The organism is Pseudoalteromonas sp. SG44-8, assembly GCF_014164125.1.
GTDB lineage: Bacteria > Pseudomonadota > Gammaproteobacteria > Enterobacterales > Alteromonadaceae > Pseudoalteromonas > Pseudoalteromonas rhizosphaerae.
On record NZ_JACJEQ010000006.1, the window covers coordinates 58,793 to 78,038 of the forward strand.

Below are 19,246 nucleotides of genomic sequence, written 5' to 3' on the forward strand. Positions count from 1 at the left end.
CCTCCAGTTGCACAAAACTAAACTCAATCTTTTAGAAACCAATAACTTTCATCTTCACGAGCTAGGTTTACTGTGTAGTGATGTTGATAAAACTCAATTTTAACCTGCCCTTTTTCAGCTGTTGTATATTGTAAAGCGTGCTGCTTAGCATAACGTGCTAAAACTTCTGTACGTGGAAATTGCCACTGCCCTTTATATGCCGTTGAATGAATAACAACCTCAGGAGCAACCGCATGAATAAATGCATCACTTGATGAGGTATTACTACCATGGTGAGGACTCAATAATACCGTACTTTTAAGCACACCTTGCTGCTGGATTAGTTGTGCTTCTCTTTTTGTTGAAATATCACCAGGAAGCAAAACACTGAACCTGCCATCACTGATATGCACTACACAAGAGTTATCATTGTCAGTTATTAAATGCTGTGCCGGCTCGCTCACGGTAATGATTAAGTCATAAAAACTATATTCGCCCGCTCTGCAAACTTGCTCTGGGCCAGTTGGTTGTAGCAATTTAAAAGTATGCTGGTAACCATGCTCTAACCAATGGGTAAGCCCTCCGGCATGGTCTTTATCCATGTGGCTAATAAGCGAAACTTCAACATCAATACCGTTTCTTTTTAAATAGGGTATTAAGGTGCTATTGACCCGCGTAAATGTATTAAAATAAATTGGGCCAAGATCATAAATAAAACCTTTGTCTTGATTACTGACTAACACCATGGTGCCATGACCCACATCGAATACATTAAGCTGCCAGCGCGGTTTGGTCAGTAAATAGTGATCGAGTACAACCAGTAGTAATGGTATGCATGCCAACAAACGCCAGGGCAAAAAACACACAATTATTGCTGCAATATAGCTACTAACAAGCAATTGCTGGCTAAAATTTGTGGTATCAAACCAACGAAAATTCTGTGGGATCAACAATAAGAGCTGATAAATATGCTGTAATAATGAATCAAACACACTAATCAACCCGCTAATATCAATAAATACACTGATTGCGGAAAATAATACTAAGCAAGGCATGATAATAAAACCAAGTAATGGGATAGCCACTAAATTAACAACTAAGCCAATTACGCTGACCCCATTGAAATAATAAAGCGATAGCGGTAATAAACCAATAAACAAAGCAAACTGTAGGGTAATGAGTGTTTTTATGATGGCTAAAAAGCCGGAGCTGGTTATGGTTATGACACTAAAAACCCAAAAGATAATTGCTACCGCAGTGAATGAAAAATAAAGTCCTGGATTAAGTAAACTAAATGGGTCGATGAGCAATACACATACTAATGCAAACAAGATAAATCGCCAGCGCAGTGCCTGTTTAGCAAAGTAATAAATAACTAAATAACATCCTAACATGATCAAAGCGCGAGTTGCCGATACGATAAAAGCACTTAAGTACACATAACTAAAAGCAAGCACAAATCCACCTAAACTATAAATAAGCGACAAATTGATCTGCTGTACTGTTGGTTTAACCACAAAAATAAAAAAACTTATTAAGTAGCGGGTTATAAAAAAACCGATACTAAACATCAAGCCAATATGTAATCCAGAAATGGCTAATAAATGGCTAATACCAAATTGTTGTAATTCTTGCTTTTGTGAAAAACTCATAGCACTGCGGTCGCCAGTCAGTAGCGGATAATACAGCCAATTTAGCGAGTTATGTTGGTAGGTGTGTTTGATAAAATTACGGTATTTTTCAATTAGGTCAGCTTCATAGTTATTAGAGATTTCGATAATACTACCAACTTGCTTGCCTTTAAAAAATAGTCGCTCACTAAATGCGTAACGCTCTTTATCAAACACATCATAATTTTTTTGGCTGCGATATTTTTCTAATTCAAGCCACGTTTTAACATGATCACCCACCTTAAGTAACTGGTCGTTATTAAAAGTCAGCAATGCAAAAGGAGGCTTAATATTTGATAGAGGTTGATTATCTATCTTATTGAGCCGAACTTTTAAATAATAGTGATCACGCTGAGAAATAACCTCAACAATCGTAATATTACTTAGATATGGTTTATTTTCATCCAAAGCCAAGCTGGAAATTGCGTAGAAGCTGGTAAAATGTACCCATACACACAAAATTCCACAAATAAAACCTAACAATACACTGTAAAACGGCTTAAAATAGAGACTCGCAATTAACAGAGATAACGCGAAAACTGTAAATACAAGGGTCTGATAATAAAAAACGGTTATAATACAACCAACGACAAACCCAACGCTTAACCAAACAGATGTAAATGGTTGCTTTAAATGGCTAAAAAAACGATCCAACGGTTTTTACCCGATCACAATAAAGTTAAACATCATAAATATTTAAAAATTTTTGGTCGTTTACTCCACGATGCCAATCTATGGCATTTAAATCGTCGTTCAGCTCGTGGGGCATTTTCCGTCGGTTTATTCTTTGCTTTCATTCCGGTTCCTTTTCAGATGGTGCTTGCTGCTGCATTGGCAATTCCGTTACGAGTAAATCTTCCTATTTCTGTCGCAGTAGTTTGGATCACTAATCCGCTAACCATGCCACCTATCTTTTATTGTTCGTATTTAATTGGCACATTAGTGTTAGGACAGCCGGAACAACATTTTGCATTTCAACCAAGTTGGCAATGGTTTATGGAAAGCTTAACAACTATTGGCCCTGCTTTTTTAGTTGGCTCTTTGATCAGTGCTTGTATCGCATCAGTAATAGGCTACTTCGGTGTTGATTTACTATGGCGTCGTTCAGTGCGTAAAGCATGGTTAAATCGTCATAAAAAATAACTGTTTCTAATTTAAAGTATAGACAAAAAAAACCCTGCTTAGCAAAGCAGGGTTTTTTTTCAATACTAAGTGACCGTTAGCTGGATCACCCAGTAATAATTTCAAAAACTAACGAAATATACGACGTAGACCAACTAGAGGAAGTAATAATAACGTATACCAAGGGAAACTAGACGATTGACGCTCATATGTGTCAGTTTCAGGATCAGAGCAGCTATCAATAGTCCCATTAATAGGAGATAACTTCACTGGCACGGCAATACTTTCGTATTCTATCTCACCATTAATATCACGAACAATACCACCTAATGAATCAGTTTTTTCTACTGTTTTAGTAGCAACACCAAAAATTTCATTTTTATTGTTAATCACTTTCGCTTCTGCAACGACATAACCATAACGAGTTTCACCGTCTGCTTCATAGCAAGGCAGTAAATCATTTATGTTTGTAATCGCATCTTCACCAATCTTGTACAGGAAACCTTCTCGGCGACGCGCACCAACATTAAATACGTCAGTTTCACCTTCACCAACAATATAACCATTATCATTAATATCATTGGCAACTGAAGTAGAACTATTAAAGAAATCTTTTGGGAATACAGTACTGCTGCTGGCAATATCATGATAGAAAAACTTAAGACGATCAGCGCCTTCAATTCTTTTTATACCATAGCCAACAATAATGTTATTTTCATTAATGGCTACTGACTTACCACCAGTCCAATCATCTTCTTGATTGAGGATTTCAACAACGTTACCGTCTTTGTAATAAACAGGTAATGCTCTGATTGTTGACGATCTATCATTATCACGAATGTCAGAGTAACCAGCAACAATGCCATTACTATTAACAGCGAGTGCATTACTTATAAATGCAAACCCGTCATCCTCTTCTGGCGTAAGGCCTAAACCAAGCGGTTCAGTTTTAGTAATATTTAAGTTTGTATCAAGTGTCCACTTAATAGCACGGCTATCAAACAGTCGTGATGATGTACTTCTATGCAAATTTTCAATACAAACACTGACAGGTTCATCTTCACCATCACAGTTATCATCAATATTTTCTTGTCTATCAACTGGGATCCCCGTTGATACTTGCCCGACTACAATATATCCTGTGTTGGTTTTAACTATACCGTTGGCTGAACTTAAGCCGCCATGTTCAGCATATTCTGGCACTAATGGCACATTTAAACCGGATGGTGATATAACAACGCCACGGGAGATAAAATCACGCACAAATTGTGTTTCTTCTTCAGTTTCACCATCAGGAAGAAAACTGGTTTTTTCATAAGGCGCACTGCCCCAACCTACCGTAATACCGTCTTCTGCTACTGCATTATAGTTATTGCTAACTGATCGTGTTAGGCCATCATAATCAACTGATGCAACATCAAAAAGAACTTGTTCTTGCGCTATACCGTCCAAAATATTGTAACCGATGATATTAGCCAATTTTTGATATTCTGGGTTGTTAGCTTGTGCTGATAAAAATGAAAGCATAAAACTATGTGCGTCTGGGTTAGTCGCCGCTGCATTATTGTTTTCAATATCATCTAAGGTAAAGGTAATTTCTTTATCAATTAACTCAAAGTAGTTTTCTTGGTTGCTATATGCATTTTTAATTAAGTTATCCGTAAAATCGATGTAACTCACATCTATGGGTAAGTTATATAAGCCGTTAGACTGCCCGATAATATAGCCGCTTTCGCTGACATCTTTTACGTAATTATGCTTGGCTTCGTCTAAAGAACTCAGCTCTGTCAACTGATATGTTGCACTGATTGCTGATGTACTCATCGTAGCTAGAATACTAGCCGCGAGTAATTTATATTTCATTTTAATCCTTACTACTGATTCTTTAAATCTTCAAGTTCTTCCCAGCGCTCCAGAGCGGCTTCAAGGTCAGACTCAAGTTGTGCTAAATGGTTCAATTCTTTGGTTGTCGCACTGGCATCTTGTTTAAAGAAATCAGCGTCATTAACCACAACTTGCTGCGCTTCTAATGCTTGTTCAAGTTGTTCCAGCTTACTGGGTAATTGTTCTAATTCAAGTTTTAATTTGTAAGAGAGTTTATTACTTTTGTTATCTGCTTTAGCCACAGGAGCTGGTGCAACGACTGCTTCTTTTTTAGCAGGTGTAGTTAGCTGTTTTTTTTGTTCCTGTGATAAATAATTAGCATAGGCTTCATAATCACTGTAACCACCGACAATATCTGTAATTACCCCATTACCTTCAAATGCCCAAACACTGGTACAGGTATTATCAATAAACTCACGGTCATGGCTTACAATTAACACGGTTCCCTGATACTGATTAATAATATCCTCTAACAGCTCGAGGGTTTCTATATCTAAATCATTGGTCGGCTCATCAAGCACAAGAATATTTGATGGTTTTAAAAATAGTTTAGCTAATAATAAGCGATTTTTTTCACCGCCAGAGAGTGCTTTAACCGGTGTACGAGCACGCGCAGGCGGGAATAAAAAGTCTTGTAAATAACCGAGTACATGACGTGAGCGTCCGCCCATCATTACTTCTTGCTTACCTTCGGCAACGTTATCTTGTACGGTGGCTTCTTCATCAAGCTTTTGGCGGTATTGATCAAAGTAAGCAAACTCTAAGTTCACCCCTTGCTTTACAATCCCTGCATCAGCTTCAATATCACCAAATAGCAGTTTTAATAAAGTCGTCTTACCAATACCATTAGGGCCAACTAAGCCAATACGATCGCCACGCATAACTAATGTAGAGAAGTCATTGGCAATTACTTTGTCTTTATTAAATGCATGATTTAGATGTTTAGCTTCAAATACTAATTTTCCTGAACGGTCTGCCGTTTCAATATTGAAGTCAGTTTTACCCACTTGATCAACACGCTGTTTGCGTTCATTACGTAGCTGTTTAAGCTCGCGGACACGGCCTTCATTACGCGTTCGACGTGCTTTTACACCTTGGCGGATCCACGTTTCTTCTTCTGCTAAGCGTTTGTCAAATAATGCGTTTTGCGTTTCTTCTACTTTTAAATCATGGGCTTTTTGCTCTAAATAAGTAGCATAATCGCCAGGGTATGAAATCAGCTTACCGCGATCTAAGTCTAAGATCCGCGTCGCCACTGCACGAATAAACGCACGGTCGTGAGAAATAAAGACAATACCGCCTTTAAACTCTTTTAAGAATTGTTCAAGCCACATTACACTTTCCATATCTAAATGGTTAGTAGGCTCATCAAGTAATAATAAATCCGGCTCACTGACAAGTGCCCGTGCAAGGGCAACTTTGCGTAACCAGCCACCAGAAAGTGATTCAAGTTTGGCTTCTGGTGCTAATTCTAACTGTGTTAATACAAGTTGAATTCTACTATCAAAACGCCAACCATCTGCAGCTTCGAGTTGATTTGATAAACGTTCAAGTTTATTAAGTAGTTTATCTGTGCAGTCAGTTTGTAACTCAGTGCTGACGTGATGAAAATCAATTAATAAATTTGCAATCTCAGGCATACCTTGAGCAACATAATCAAACACCGAGCCACTAGCTCCTTTTGGTGGATCTTGCTCTAGACGAGATATTTTAATACTACCTAACTGATTTATTTCACCATCATCTAAAATAACTTGGCCATCAAGGACTTTTAGTAACGTTGATTTACCCGCACCATTACGACCAACCACACACACACGCTCACCAGTTTCGATGACGGCATCAGCGTTGTCTAACAGTGGATGCGTACCATACGCGAGTTGAGCTTTAGAAATTCTAATTAAATCCATACTATCTGTTTACTCTTATTCTGTTTGCGTAAAAAACTGACGCACATCTTGCGCAGTGAAAGGCCAAAATAATTGCGGGCCTTGATCGCTTTTTAAAACGGGTATACTGGTCTGATATTCTGTAATTAATTCTTCATCACTCATAATATCAACAAGCTGTAACAGATCATCACCCAACAACGGCGTGATCAAGCCCTGCGCTTGCTCACATAAATGACAGCCATCGGTATGATACAAAATCCACTTAGCCATGGGTTATCAACCAGCTATTATGTATTTTTTTATTGCGTTTAAAGTCAGGAGAAATCGTCTGCTCTGAAATATTAACAGCTTTTAAGCCTAAGCCAATCAAGCCCACTTCATCCATTGTGAAGCCACGCATATTATTCGAGAAAATCAACGTGCCAGATGGACTGAGAATTTTTTTAACCCATGTCAGTAATTTAATATGATCATTTTGTACATCAAAAGCATCTTTCATGCGTTTTGAATTTGAAAACGTTGGCGGATCTAAAAAGATCAAATCGTATTGGCTTGTGGCATGCTCAAGCCACTTCAAACAATCAGCCTGTTCAAAACGATAACGGGTATTACTGATATTGTTCAGGTCAAAGTTATCTTGGCCCCATTTTAAATAGGTTTTCGATAGATCAACCGTGGTTATCGCTTTAGCGCCACCCAGAGCTGCATGTACAGAGGCTGTCCCTGTGTAGGCAAATAAATTCAAGAAGCGTTTATCTTTGGCATTTTCTTGGATATAACGACGAGCAAGACGGTGGTCTAAAAACAAGCCAGTATCTAAGTAATCAAATAAATTGACTTTAAACTTCGCGCCAAACTCCTCAACTACTTGAGTACGATTTTGCTTAGCCATTGGTGTGTATTGCTCTTCACCTTTTTGCTTTTTACGTACTTTTACAGCAATATTTCCAGGTGCGATATTGAGCTGCTGTGAGGTTAACGAAATCACGTCTTGTAAACGTTTATGCGCTGTTACATCGTCAATTTCTTTCGGCGCAGCGTACTCAAATATTACCGCTGAATCACCATAAATATCAACGGCTACATTGTATTCAGGAATGTCAGCATCGTAGACACGATAGGCCTGCACATCATTTTGTTTGAGCCAATTTTTCAAGCCTTGCTTATTCTTTTTAACCCGATTAGCAAACGACATTGAACCTTCAAAGTTCAATGCAGGCTTATCTTCAGTTGTTTGGCTGACTTGTTTGTCATCAAGTTGATATAAATTAAGTACCACATCAAGTGGACCATTTTTAAATTTATAACGCTTGAGTTTCACCAGCTTTAATAATTTAAATAAACTCTCATCCATGCCTAGTAGGGCAAGTTTCCAGTTATTAAAATGTTTTTTAAAGCCTGTACCTAAAGCACTGTGTAAACTTACCAACTCAGCCATCGAACCAATACGTTCACCATATGGTAAATTTGAAATAACCACACCTGGTAATTTTGCCACTGAGGTAAGCTTAGTTGCATCGCTTTGTTTAAACTTGATCACATCACCTAGATCAGCTCTACGAGCATTATCTACTGCTTTGCTTAGTACATTAGCGTCATTGTCATGACCAATAAGCCATAATTTAGGATCTGTAATTTGTGCTGTAAGCTGCTCTTTTAACTCTTTGTATTTAGCAATACGGAAACTTGGTAAGCGCTCAAATGCAAATCCCTCACGGAATAAACCCGGCGCTTCATTACGCGCCATGCCAGCAGCTTCAATCAAAATAGTGCCAGCACCACAGCAGGGATCAAATAGCGGCTGTTGAACATTCTCAAGCCAACCACTGCGTTTGATCAGTGCTGCCGCTAAATGCTCTTTAATAGGTGCCTTACCTTGACCTTCTCGGTAACCACGTTCAGATAAACGCGGCCCTGAATAATCGATATACATGGCCACACCTTGACGCGATAAACGCGCAACAACGCGTACATTGGCATCTTGTTTATCAACGTTTGGCCGCTGTTCAAATAAATCATTAAAATAATCAACAATCGCATCTTTGATCACTAAACCTGAGAACTGGGTATTTTTAAGTGAGTCGTTGGTACCATTAAAGTCGACTGCAAAAGTTTGCGTTGGACCAAACCATTCCTGCCAAGGCTGTGAGCGAGCAAAATTGTAAAGGCTTTCTTTATTATTTACGCCCTCTTTCTCTTCGATCAACATCAGCACTCGTGTCGCGAAGCGGCTCATTAAACAGACCTTTTGTGCTAATGTAGTGTCGGCGTCAAAACGCACAGAACCGACTGTTTGTTTGGTCACCGTAGCGCCAATGTCAGTAAGTTCATCAACCAATAAATTTTCGATTCCGATAGAAGTAAGTGCGATAAAATGCAAAGTAATAACCCTTAATAGCTAATTGCGCGGGATTATAACATAGGTTGGGCGACAAACACGCGATAAACAAAGGAACTATAAAAAATATGCTAGGCTGTTTTACTGTTTTGTGCGTGGTTATAAATTGGATGGACACGATTGTTAAGTATACGAATAGCTTCAAATTGATTAAGACTTAAGTTTTCATCAAGCTTAAAATGCTCAGATAGACAAATGCATAAAGAGGCTTCTTTACAGTGGTCAACAATCAAAAACTCACCACTTTGTTCGCTAGTTTGCAATTTTATAACTGCTTCTATACTGGGCTCATTGCCTTTGTAGGGTTCGAAAAACCAACTTTTTGCCAGCATTGGCTTTAAATAAAATTTAGCTGCTGTCGCATTGAGCGCAATTTGACATAGCTGTGCGCCATTCCATAGATTAAATCCAGCAAGATATTGGTAAACCTGCTGATAAAAGGCGGCATCTTCTAAACTAAAGTTAGGTTGGGTTAAAATAGCATCGGTGAGTTGACGTAGTTTATAAGGCGTGCACAGCTGCATATCTTGATCTAAATCGATCAATAAACGATTTCTTACTGGACAAGCAATCCATTTCCACTGCTTTGATGCTTGTAACATGCGTTCCCTACGCCCCTACTAATTAATCTTATGAATATTGTAGTATAGCGGCTTTTGACCAATTAATATATATTTCTTTAGAACATTTATTGAACGATCAAAAGCTTAAATAACGGATCCTTATAAGCCTTGCAGGATCGTTTTTACCAATTGCGGTCCTTTATATATAAATCCAGTGTATACCTGTACAAGATCTGCACCTGCTGATAATTTTTCTTTCGCACTGGCAGCATCATCAATTCCGCCCACTCCAATGATCGGCAACTTACCTGCGGTTAAACGTTTTAATTCTTGCACTACATGAGTGGATCGCTCACGTACTGGCTGACCTGACAGGCCTCCGGCTTCATCAGCATATTGTTGTCCATGCACCGCAGCGCGCTCTAAGGTAGTATTCGTCGCTATTACACCATCGATGTTGTTATTTAATAATGATTCACTAACTTGAGCTATTTGCACAGCATCAAGGTCTGGAGCAATTTTTACTAGCATTGGCACTTGTTTATTATGTTTGGCGATCAAATCAAGCTGCTCATTTTTAAGGCTTTGCAATAGATCATCCAGTGCAGCACCATATTGCAGATCACGAAGTCCAGGCGTATTTGGTGATGAGATATTGACAGTAATATATGAGGCATGTTCAAACACTTTACGCATACAGTGGATGTAATCGTCTTTACCTTGTTCATTTGGGGTATCTTTATTCTTACCAATATTGATACCTAGAATGCCGTCGTATTTAGCAGCCTTAACGTTATTAATTAGGTTATCAACACCTTTATTATTAAAGCCCATACGATTGATAATTGCATTTGACTCTGGCAGACGGAAAATTCGCGGCTTGTCATTACCGACTTGTGGACGAGGTGTCACAGTACCTATCTCAATAAAGCCAAAACCCATCTTTGCAAACGCATCAATACATTCTGCATTTTTATCAAGGCCAGCTGCTAATCCTACTGGGTTTTTAAACTGTAAACCTAAAAATTCGACTGGACGATCTGCCACTGATTGCGACCATGCAGCACTGAATGGGGTATTGTTAAAACGGCGTAAGTTATGAAGTGCAAATTCATGGGCCCATTCCGCATCACGGGTGAACATAAAACGGCGAGCAAGATCGTAAAACATAAATAATCCTCTTAATAAAAAAATACCCCAGACTAGGCTGGGGTATTGTATAACAATTTTAACGATTAACTCATTATTTTCATGTGAGAAAATAACCAGTCAGTGTCAATTGCTTATTTTGCAGATGTATCACAGTTATGACTAAGTAGCATAAGTTCACGTAATGCAACTGAGAACTTAGCAAAATCATGACTTTGTGAAGTCTTAAATTCAGCTAACATTTGCTTCCAGCGTTGTAGTAACAAATCTTGGCTGTCCATCCACTGATCAATTTGACCGTCAACATCTTTGTTATCACCAGCAAAGTTATTTAAAACAACTTCAGATAGTGTACGTTGTTGCCAATCAAGTTCTTCACGGTATGAAGCGCGGGCCAATGCTTGCCAATGATTCGCCACCGGCTGATGAGTAATTTGGTCAAGGAACCAATGCAGTCCCATCCGTGCACCTAGTTTGAAGTAGGTATTAGATACCATATCAATACTACGCCCTGAATTTGCAGCAACTTCTGCTAAGTCCATTACTGAGAACAAGCTAGAGAGCGATACAATGCGTGTTGCAAGCTCAGCTGGCACTGCACTTTCAATAAGCTTGTCTGCGGCCGCAGATAAACGTTCACTTTCTTTTTCAACCATGTAGTTAGTTAAGTTTGCACTTAAATCAGCGAAGGTCGGTGCAAAGAAGGCAATTGTTTGCTCAATATTTTGCGCTTTATTGCGATGACGTAAGAACCAACGTGTTGCTCGGCGTACTGTACGACGTAACTGATACAACATTTCAGTTTGCACTGCGGCTGGGATCTTGTTATCAAGATCAACAATTGCAGACCAAGTATCACGCATTTGGAATACTTCACTGGCAACAGAGTAACATAACGCTATTTCAGCTTCGTTTGCGCCAGTTTCTTCATGCATACGTACCATGAAGTTCAGACCCATATCGTTAACGATATTATTAGCTAATTTAGTAGCAATAATCTCTTTACGCAGTGGGTGATTATCCATCGCAGTATTGAACTTTTCACGTAGTGGTAAAGGGAAAGACTTCACTAATAGCTGACGATAATATGGATTTTCTGTGATGTCGTCAGTCACGAGTGACTCTTTAAGTACCATTTTAGCGTACGACACAAGCACAGATAACTCTGGGCGAGTTAAATCTTTACCCGCTGCAGCGCGTTCTGCCAACTCTTCATCGCTTGGAATAAATTCAATTGCACGATTTAACTTGCCATCTTTTTCAAGGGCATGAATAAAGCGTACTTTTTCTTTAAGCGTTGATGAGCCTTTTGATTGCGTAATTGACAGTGTATGCGTTTGGCGATAACAATCTTTCAGTACCAGTTGTGCAACTTCATCGGTCATTGAATACAGTAGTTCATCACGTTGTTTACGCGTTAAATCACCGGCTGTAACTAAACCATTAAGTAAAATTTTGATATTTACTTCGTTATCAGAACACGCAACACCACCTACGTTATCGATGAAGTCAGTATTAACGCGACCGCCTTTAGCAGCAAATTCAATACGTCCTAATTGGGTTGCACCTAAGTTGCCACCCTCACCGAGTACTTTTGCACCAAGCTCACTACCATTGATACGTAGGGCGTCATTTGCACGGTCGCCTACATCTGCATCGCTTTCTTTACTGCTCTTAATGTAAGTACCAATACCGCCATTCCATAATAGATCGAATTCCATCATTAAGAATGCTTTGATCAACTCGTTTGGTGTCATGCTGGCTTTTTTAGTGCCCAACATTTTTTTCATTTCTGGCGTTAAAGTGATTGATTTAGCCGCACGTGAGAACACCCCGCCGCCCGCTGAAATCAAGTCTTTGTTGTAGTCTTCCCACGATGAACGAGGTAAGTTAAATAGGCGCTCGCGCTCTGGGTAAGACGTTGCTGAATCTGGGTTTGGATCAACAAAGATATGCATGTGGTTAAATGCCACTTGTAAACGGATATGCTTGGATAACAACATACCATTACCAAATACATCCCCAGCCATATCACCAATTGCAACTACCGTAAAATCAGTTGTTTGTGTATCAATGTCCATTTCGCGGAAATGGCGTTTAACCGATTCCCATGCGCCTTTGGCCGTAATACCCATTTTCTTATGGTCATAACCTACTGAACCACCTGATGCGAATGCATCACCTAGCCAGAAGTTATATTCATTGGCAATGCCATTGGCAATATCAGAGAAAGTAGCTGTACCTTTATCAGCTGCTACAACCAAATATGCATCATCTTCATCATGACGAGTTACATCAACCGGCGGCACAATTTCACCTTGGATAATGTTATCTGTGATATCTAATAAACCACGAATGAAGATTTTGTAACACTCTTGGCCTTCTTTGAAGAATGCGTCACGATCCGTAGGCAGTTGTTTACAAACAAAGCCGCCTTTTGAGCCTACAGGTACAATAACTGTATTCTTTACTTGTTGTGCTTTAACTAGACCAAGTACTTCCGTACGGAAATCCTCACGACGATCTGACCAACGCAAGCCACCACGCGCAACTTTACCACCACGTAAATGCACACCTTCTACACGTGGAGAATAAACAAATATTTCAAATGCCGGTAATGGCAATGGCATATCTGGAATTAAGCTTGGATTTACTTTGAACGACACATAAGACTTAAACTGACCTATGTCATCTTTTTGGAAGTAGTTAGTACGCAGCGTAGCAATGATCATATCGACGTATAAACGAATAATACGGTCATCATCTAAGTTAGCAACGTTTTCAAGTTCTACATAAATTTGCGCAATTAGCTTATCAAGCGTTTTAACACTAGCAGGGCTTTTAACAGAGAACTTTTTAGCAAATAAATTAACAATTTGCGAACCAATGTGCGGGTAATTAGCTAATGTGCTCTCGATGTAGGTTTGCGAGAAAGTAACCCCAACTTGGCGCATGTATTTTGCATAAGCGCGTAAAATTGAGGCTTCGCGACCAGTTAAGCCACCCATTAACACTAAACGGTTAAAGCCGTCATTTTCTAAACGGTTACTCCACACACTAGTAAGTGCGGCACGAAAACGTGCTGATACTTTATCGAAATCTGCAATGCCTTTGCTATCAAGTAGCATTGAGAAATCCATGATCCAGTTGATACGGCCATCGCTGGTTTTAACCGAATAAGGCGTTTCACCAATGACGCGCAAGCCAAAGTTTTCAAGCATTGGCATAACGTCTGATAAATGGATTGGCTCATCTTTGTGGAATAAGCTCAAACGTACAATGTTGCTGTTCGCTTCTTCTTGCGGACGGTAAAACAACATTTCAAGCTTGTTATCGTCATTCAATAGTTCAAGCTTTTCAATATCAACAACAGCGGCACTTGGCAGTACTTCATCTTTGTAAGAACGAGCAAACGCATTACAATATTTGCGGTTTAATTCGTTACCACGTGCTTCACCAGCAGACTCTAACAGTGCTGATTGTAATTTATCTTCCCAAGTACGAGCGGCTTCTACTAAATTATTTTCGATGTCTTTCACGTTATATTCTATATTGTTGTCAGTCACACGCACGGTATAATGAGTACGCGCCAGTGTAGACTCAGAGAAGAAGGTAGTAAATTCGACTTTATCGTCTGAATTAAATGCATTGCCTAAAATATCTTGTGTTTCACGACGCAGTGCTGTGTTATAACGCTCACGCGGAACATAGACCATGCAAGAGAAAAAACGACCATAGGCATCTTTACGCACAAATAAGCGACACATATCGCGCTCTTGTACTTGTAAAACACCCATTGCAACTTCAAGTAACTCGCTTTCACGGGCCTGAACAAGTTCATCACGCGGATAGGTTTCAAGAATATTTAATACCGCTTTATAAGCATGAGTGCCTTTGGCAAAATCACACATTTCCATGATGCGATTTATTTTACTTTTTAAAACTGGCACATCAGCGGCGCTGTTGTTATAAAAACTTGATGAAAACAACCCGATGAAACGGTCTTCGCCAATCACATTCCCCTCATCATCAAAACGTTTAATCCCTACATAATCTATGTATGCTGGGCGATGTACGCGTGATAACGAATTGGTTTTTGTAAGGATCAACAGGTTATTGCTACGGGCTTCTTGACGGGCAACTTCTGGTAATTCAGATAACAGGCGAGAATGCTCTTCGGTTGAATTCTTCATCAAACCTAAGCTGCCCTCGATTTTACCTTTGAGCTGGTAATCGCCTTGTACTGGCGACAAATCGTATTGGCGATAGCCCATTAATGTAAAATTATCTTTTACTAACCAATCTAAGAATTCAACAGTCTCTGCAACTTCACTTGCATTGTTGTTATGATTACGTTTTGGTAATTCTTTACTGACCGCAATTAACTTTTTGCGGATCGGTTGCCAATCTTCTACCGCAGTAGACACATCGTTCAACACTGACTCAAGCTCTTTTTTGAACGAGTCAATCACTGAAGAATCTGTTTGGCGATCAATTTCGATAAAAAACACTGTTTTTGTAGAGCTAGACTCTTGTTCGGCTTTTAAATTTGATAAAGCCGAAATTTTAGCGTTTTTATCGCGTTGAATCTTAAGTGGGCTGTGTAATAGCAAGTGAGATGCGATATTTTCGCGGGTCATCGCCATACGAACAGAATCAACTAAAAATGGCATATCTTTAGCGATAATTTCGACGATTGTGTGTGATGACTGCCAGCCATCTTTTGCTACTTCAGGATTGAAAACGCGGATCACCGCATCATCAGAGGTATTTTTTTCTAGCGAGTTCCATAGGCTAAGTGCAGCGCCATATAAGTCACTATCATTGCGATGTGCCAAATCTTCTTTAGACATATTGCTGTACAAGGATTTGGCGAATTTCTCAACGAGTAACACATTATCAGCGTGAACTTTTTTCTGGATCAGCTTACAGACATTATCTAAGATAACCGAGGCTTGCCCTTCATTTCGTGTCATTACATGTTCCTTAAATCTATACCACCTACTTAGATGGAAAATTTGTACAGCAATTTATTGTGTGGAGTCAGGCAAATTCTAACCCTTTTAAAATTAATAAACAGCCCTTTCGATGAAAACATTTTAAGCATTTCAGCTATTTGGTCATCTATTCACAAATTATAGATATAAATGGCCTTTACAGGCCATTTAGGAGCAAAATTATTCACATTATTTTTTCTGGTCAGTCCAGATCAAACTACCAATTGCTGGTAAAAGTAATACTGCGCCAAGCATATTGACTAAAAACATGAAGGTTAACAATATTCCCATGTCCACTTGGAACTTAAGATCAGAGAAAATCCAGGTGCTCACACCAATAGCTAACGTGATACCGGTAAATAACACCGCACTACCACGCTCAACTAGTGCATTACGATACGCCACTGGTAAGGCAACACCTTGCTTTAATTGCCCCATCATCGATGACAAAATATAAATCCCATAATCCACCCCAATACCTACACCTAGTGCAATCACTGGCAACGTTGAAACCGTCAGACCGATTTCAAGTTGTACCATTAAAGCTTGCGCAAGAGTCGATACAATATACAAGGGTAACACTACCGCTATGGTCGCTTTTACACTCTTAAAGCTAATCAAGCATAAAATAATAACTGCACCATAAACGTATAACATCATAGGTAATTGTGCAGCAGAAACTGATTCATTCGTCGCAGCCATGACGCCGACAGGCCCTGAGGCCAACTTAAACTGCAGCATATCGGTTTGTTCTTCAATGGCAAATTGCTTAACACTGGCAATGATATGTTCAATGGTCTGCGCTTTATGATCATCTAAAAAGATAATCACAGGCATAACTGAACAATCACCATTGAGTAAACCGGTACTGGTTTCGACTCGTGAGGTAGATTGCACCAAACTTGCCGTATTACGAGGCAAACTTTGCCATTTTAAATTACCTTCGTTGTACCCGGCATTAACCGACTGCGCTACTGAGCTTAGGGATACTGCTGATTGAACACCTGCTAAGTTTTCAACTTTATATTGAAAACGACTAATGCGATCCATTACGTCGTGCTCTGTACATGCTGCAGGGTAAGCTTCGACAATCACTTTTAGAATATCGGATGAAATTGTATATTTGTCCGATATTAAAAAGGTATCTTGGTTATAACGGGCATCTTGATGCAATGACGGTGCACCTGCATGTAAATCGCCGATATGCATTTTCCCTGCTTGCCAATAACCTACAGCAAACAATACTAAGGTGCAGCCAATAATGATTTTCGCGCATTTTGGATCCGTGGCTTTGACTAACAGATCACGAATTGAATCAAGTAAGTTTGGTTTTTCGCTGTTGCCTGATTGAATATGCACTGTGTTTTCAAAGCGCATATACGATGCCCATACTGGCAATAAAATCAAATTAGTAAAAATAATAACAGCCACACCTAAACTTGCTGTGATAGCCAGTTCACGAATTATACCTATATCTATGGTTAGTAACGTCAAAAAGCCGACCGTGTCTGACAGCAATGCAATACCACCGGGTATTAACAGTGATCTAAAACTAGCCTGACAGCAAAGACGCGTATTACTGCTTCCTTCGGCGACTTTTTTACCTATTGCATTGATCATCTGTACGCCATGACTTACGCCGATTGCGAACACTAAGAATGGTACTAGAATCGACATTGGATCTAGACCAAAGCCTAAGCTCGACAATATCCCTAACTGCCAAACCACGGCAATAATTGAACAGGCTATAGGTAAAATAGTGAGCTTGATGCTGCCGCAAAATAACCACACCATGATGAAAGTAAACGCGATAGCAATAGCAAAAAATAACACAACCCCTTTCGCACCTTCGGCAATATCACCGGCCATTTTGGCAAAACCAATAATGTGGATACTTACTTTATCAGTGCTCAATGGCTCTCGAATTTCGCTTTCTAGCTTTTGTGCAAACGCTAACGTATCTAATTTTTCTTGCGTTTGCGGATCAGTTTCCATCAACTGCGCGGTTACCATCGCACACGAATAATCAGAGGCAATCATCCTGCCTACGACTTTCGCTTTTTCGATATTCTCTTTAACAACCGCTAAACCTCGTTGATCAGCAGTAAAATTGGCGGGAATAATTGGCCCACCCGCAAAGCCGTCTTCAACAACTTCAACAAAACGTGCACTGGGTGAAAAAATTGAATTCACTAACGGACGATTCACCCCAGGAATAAAATATAACTGATCATGAACAGCTTTTAATTGGGTGAAAAACTCAGGATTAAAAACATCACCGCTATCATCACACACTGAGATCAAAATACTATTTGCGCCACCAAATTGCTTTTCATGTTTTAAATACACTTTCATATAATCATGATTAAGTGGAATATTTTTATTAAATGAAGCATCAAGTTGGATTTGTGTGGCTTTAAAACCTAAAAAACATGTTATTAAAATAAAACTTATCACCATCATTAATCGATGACGAAAAACTGCTTTCTCTAAAAAATTGACGATTGTGTGCATTATGGAGCCATCCCCTTCACTTTAATGCCATTTTCTGATGCCATAACCAATTGATTTTCAAAAATAACGGCATCAAGAATTGCTTTACCATCCGCTAACTGCTCAATAGTAAGTTGATTATTTTTATAGTGGAAAATCACACCGCTGTTGGCAAGTAACAACCATTGATTATCACCGCTAGCGATAATACTATTGATTGTGGCGGTTTTATTATTACTTATTGGTTGCCATTGCTCACCTACCTGACGGCTAAAAATATTGCCTCTTAAACCCGCAACTATTTCTTGCCCTTGTTCATCGCTGGCATAAGCAAAAAAAGAACCACGGTAGATTTCTTCATCGCGTTGCCATGTTTTTCCGTTGTCTGTACTGTGCGCTAACAAACCCATTTCGCCCACTAACATAAGTTTATCTTTTGTTGTGACAATACGATTAAAGTGCGGCAATATTGATGCAGTTTCGGCTTCATAGCCTTGTGGATCTGATTCTTTTAAATCATTTAAGTAATCTCTATCATCAGCAAATAATAAAGAATCCAGAAAACGTTTTTGCCAATGTTTGCCACCATCACTGGTTTCATAAAACATACCATAGGCACCCACAGCAAAGCCGTGGAGCTCACTGGTAAATAAAATATCTAAGCAAGGTTTATCTAATTGCGTGTTCACCTGTTGCAACTGCCAGTTTGCACCACCATCATTGGTATGAATAATAGTCGCATCATGCCCGCAAGCCCAACCAAGTTCACTGCCACTAAAAGCAACCGCCGTTAATAACACTTGCGTTGGAACGCTCGCTTGTTGCCAATTTTTTGCATTACTGCTTGTAATTATAGTGCCATGTTTTCCAACAGCGACCAGTTGCTTTCCTGTGTATTCAATATCAGTCAACAGGGTTTTATCTGCTTTAGTTGCGACAATTGCAGCAAGTGGTTCAGCTGCAATAGAAAGAGTTGAAAGGCTCGCCACAGCGGCAAGACCTGCATAAAGCATGTACTTCATAAATTAAAATCGCCTTGAAAAGAATGTGTTTGTCGGTATATAACGTGCAGTCGGGGGACTCGGTTAGTGTCATGACC

11 protein-coding genes are annotated in these 19,246 nt (G+C 39.4%); 1 reads left to right on the forward strand and 10 read right to left on the reverse strand.

Features of this window, described 5'->3' with window-relative positions:
• Window positions 1-23 precede the first annotated feature (23 nt).
• Entirely contained in the window at window positions 24-2,057 is a 2,034-nt protein-coding gene (locus H5163_RS07030) for a DNA internalization-related competence protein ComEC/Rec2 (protein ID WP_310736641.1), read from the reverse strand.
• 225 nt (window positions 2,058-2,282) lie between these two features.
• On the opposite strand from H5163_RS07030, the gene H5163_RS07035 reads away from it, so the two are divergent.
• Window positions 2,283-2,792, forward strand: coding sequence for a DUF2062 domain-containing protein (locus tag H5163_RS07035; RefSeq protein WP_145233835.1), 510 nt, complete (start codon window positions 2,283-2,285; stop codon window positions 2,790-2,792).
• A gap of 108 nt (window positions 2,793-2,900) precedes the next feature.
• Here the strand turns inward: H5163_RS07035 and H5163_RS07040 are convergent, their stop codons facing one another.
• The 9 genes from H5163_RS07040 to H5163_RS07080 form a co-directional block, all read right to left on the reverse strand.
• A complete protein-coding gene (locus tag H5163_RS07040; RefSeq protein WP_145233833.1) occupies window positions 2,901-4,634 on the reverse strand; it encodes a DUF3466 family protein in 1,734 nt (577 codons plus the stop codon).
• An 11-nt stretch (window positions 4,635-4,645) separates the two neighbouring features.
• Window positions 4,646-6,565: an ABC transporter ATP-binding protein gene (locus H5163_RS07045; RefSeq protein ID WP_145233830.1), complete on the reverse strand. Its 1,920-nt coding sequence runs from the start codon at window positions 6,563-6,565 to the stop codon at window positions 4,646-4,648.
• A gap of 15 nt (window positions 6,566-6,580) precedes the next feature.
• Window positions 6,581-6,817, reverse strand: a complete 237-nt coding sequence (locus tag H5163_RS07050) for a glutaredoxin family protein (protein ID WP_182730950.1) — start codon at window positions 6,815-6,817, stop codon at window positions 6,581-6,583.
• The gene (gene rlmKL / locus H5163_RS07055; RefSeq protein WP_182730951.1) at window positions 6,810-8,927 is read right to left on the reverse strand and encodes a bifunctional 23S rRNA (guanine(2069)-N(7))-methyltransferase RlmK/23S rRNA (guanine(2445)-N(2))-methyltransferase RlmL; all 2,118 of its coding nucleotides are present in this window, start codon (window positions 8,925-8,927) and stop codon (window positions 6,810-6,812) included. Before rlmKL ends, H5163_RS07050 begins: the two co-directional genes overlap by 8 nt.
• Before the next feature lie 89 nt (window positions 8,928-9,016).
• On the reverse strand, window positions 9,017-9,547 hold the full coding sequence (locus H5163_RS07060) for a cell division protein ZapC domain-containing protein (protein WP_145233823.1): 531 nt from the start codon (window positions 9,545-9,547) through the stop codon (window positions 9,017-9,019).
• Between the two features lie 120 nt (window positions 9,548-9,667).
• Complete coding sequence (gene pyrD, locus H5163_RS07065; protein ID WP_182734763.1) at window positions 9,668-10,678, reverse strand: quinone-dependent dihydroorotate dehydrogenase; 1,011 nt, start codon at window positions 10,676-10,678, stop codon at window positions 9,668-9,670.
• Window positions 10,679-10,791: 113 nt separating this feature from the next.
• Window positions 10,792-15,633 (reverse strand): NAD-glutamate dehydrogenase, encoded by a 4,842-nt coding sequence (locus H5163_RS07070; RefSeq protein WP_182734765.1) that lies wholly within the window; start codon window positions 15,631-15,633, stop codon window positions 10,792-10,794.
• A 210-nt stretch (window positions 15,634-15,843) separates the two neighbouring features.
• Window positions 15,844-18,168: an RND family transporter gene (locus H5163_RS07075; protein ID WP_182734767.1), complete on the reverse strand. Its 2,325-nt coding sequence runs from the start codon at window positions 18,166-18,168 to the stop codon at window positions 15,844-15,846.
• On the reverse strand, window positions 18,168-19,169 hold the full coding sequence (locus tag H5163_RS07080; protein WP_145233815.1) for a YCF48-related protein: 1,002 nt from the start codon (window positions 19,167-19,169) through the stop codon (window positions 18,168-18,170). Before H5163_RS07080 ends, H5163_RS07075 begins: the two co-directional genes overlap by 1 nt.
• Window positions 19,170-19,246: the final 77 nt, after the last annotated feature.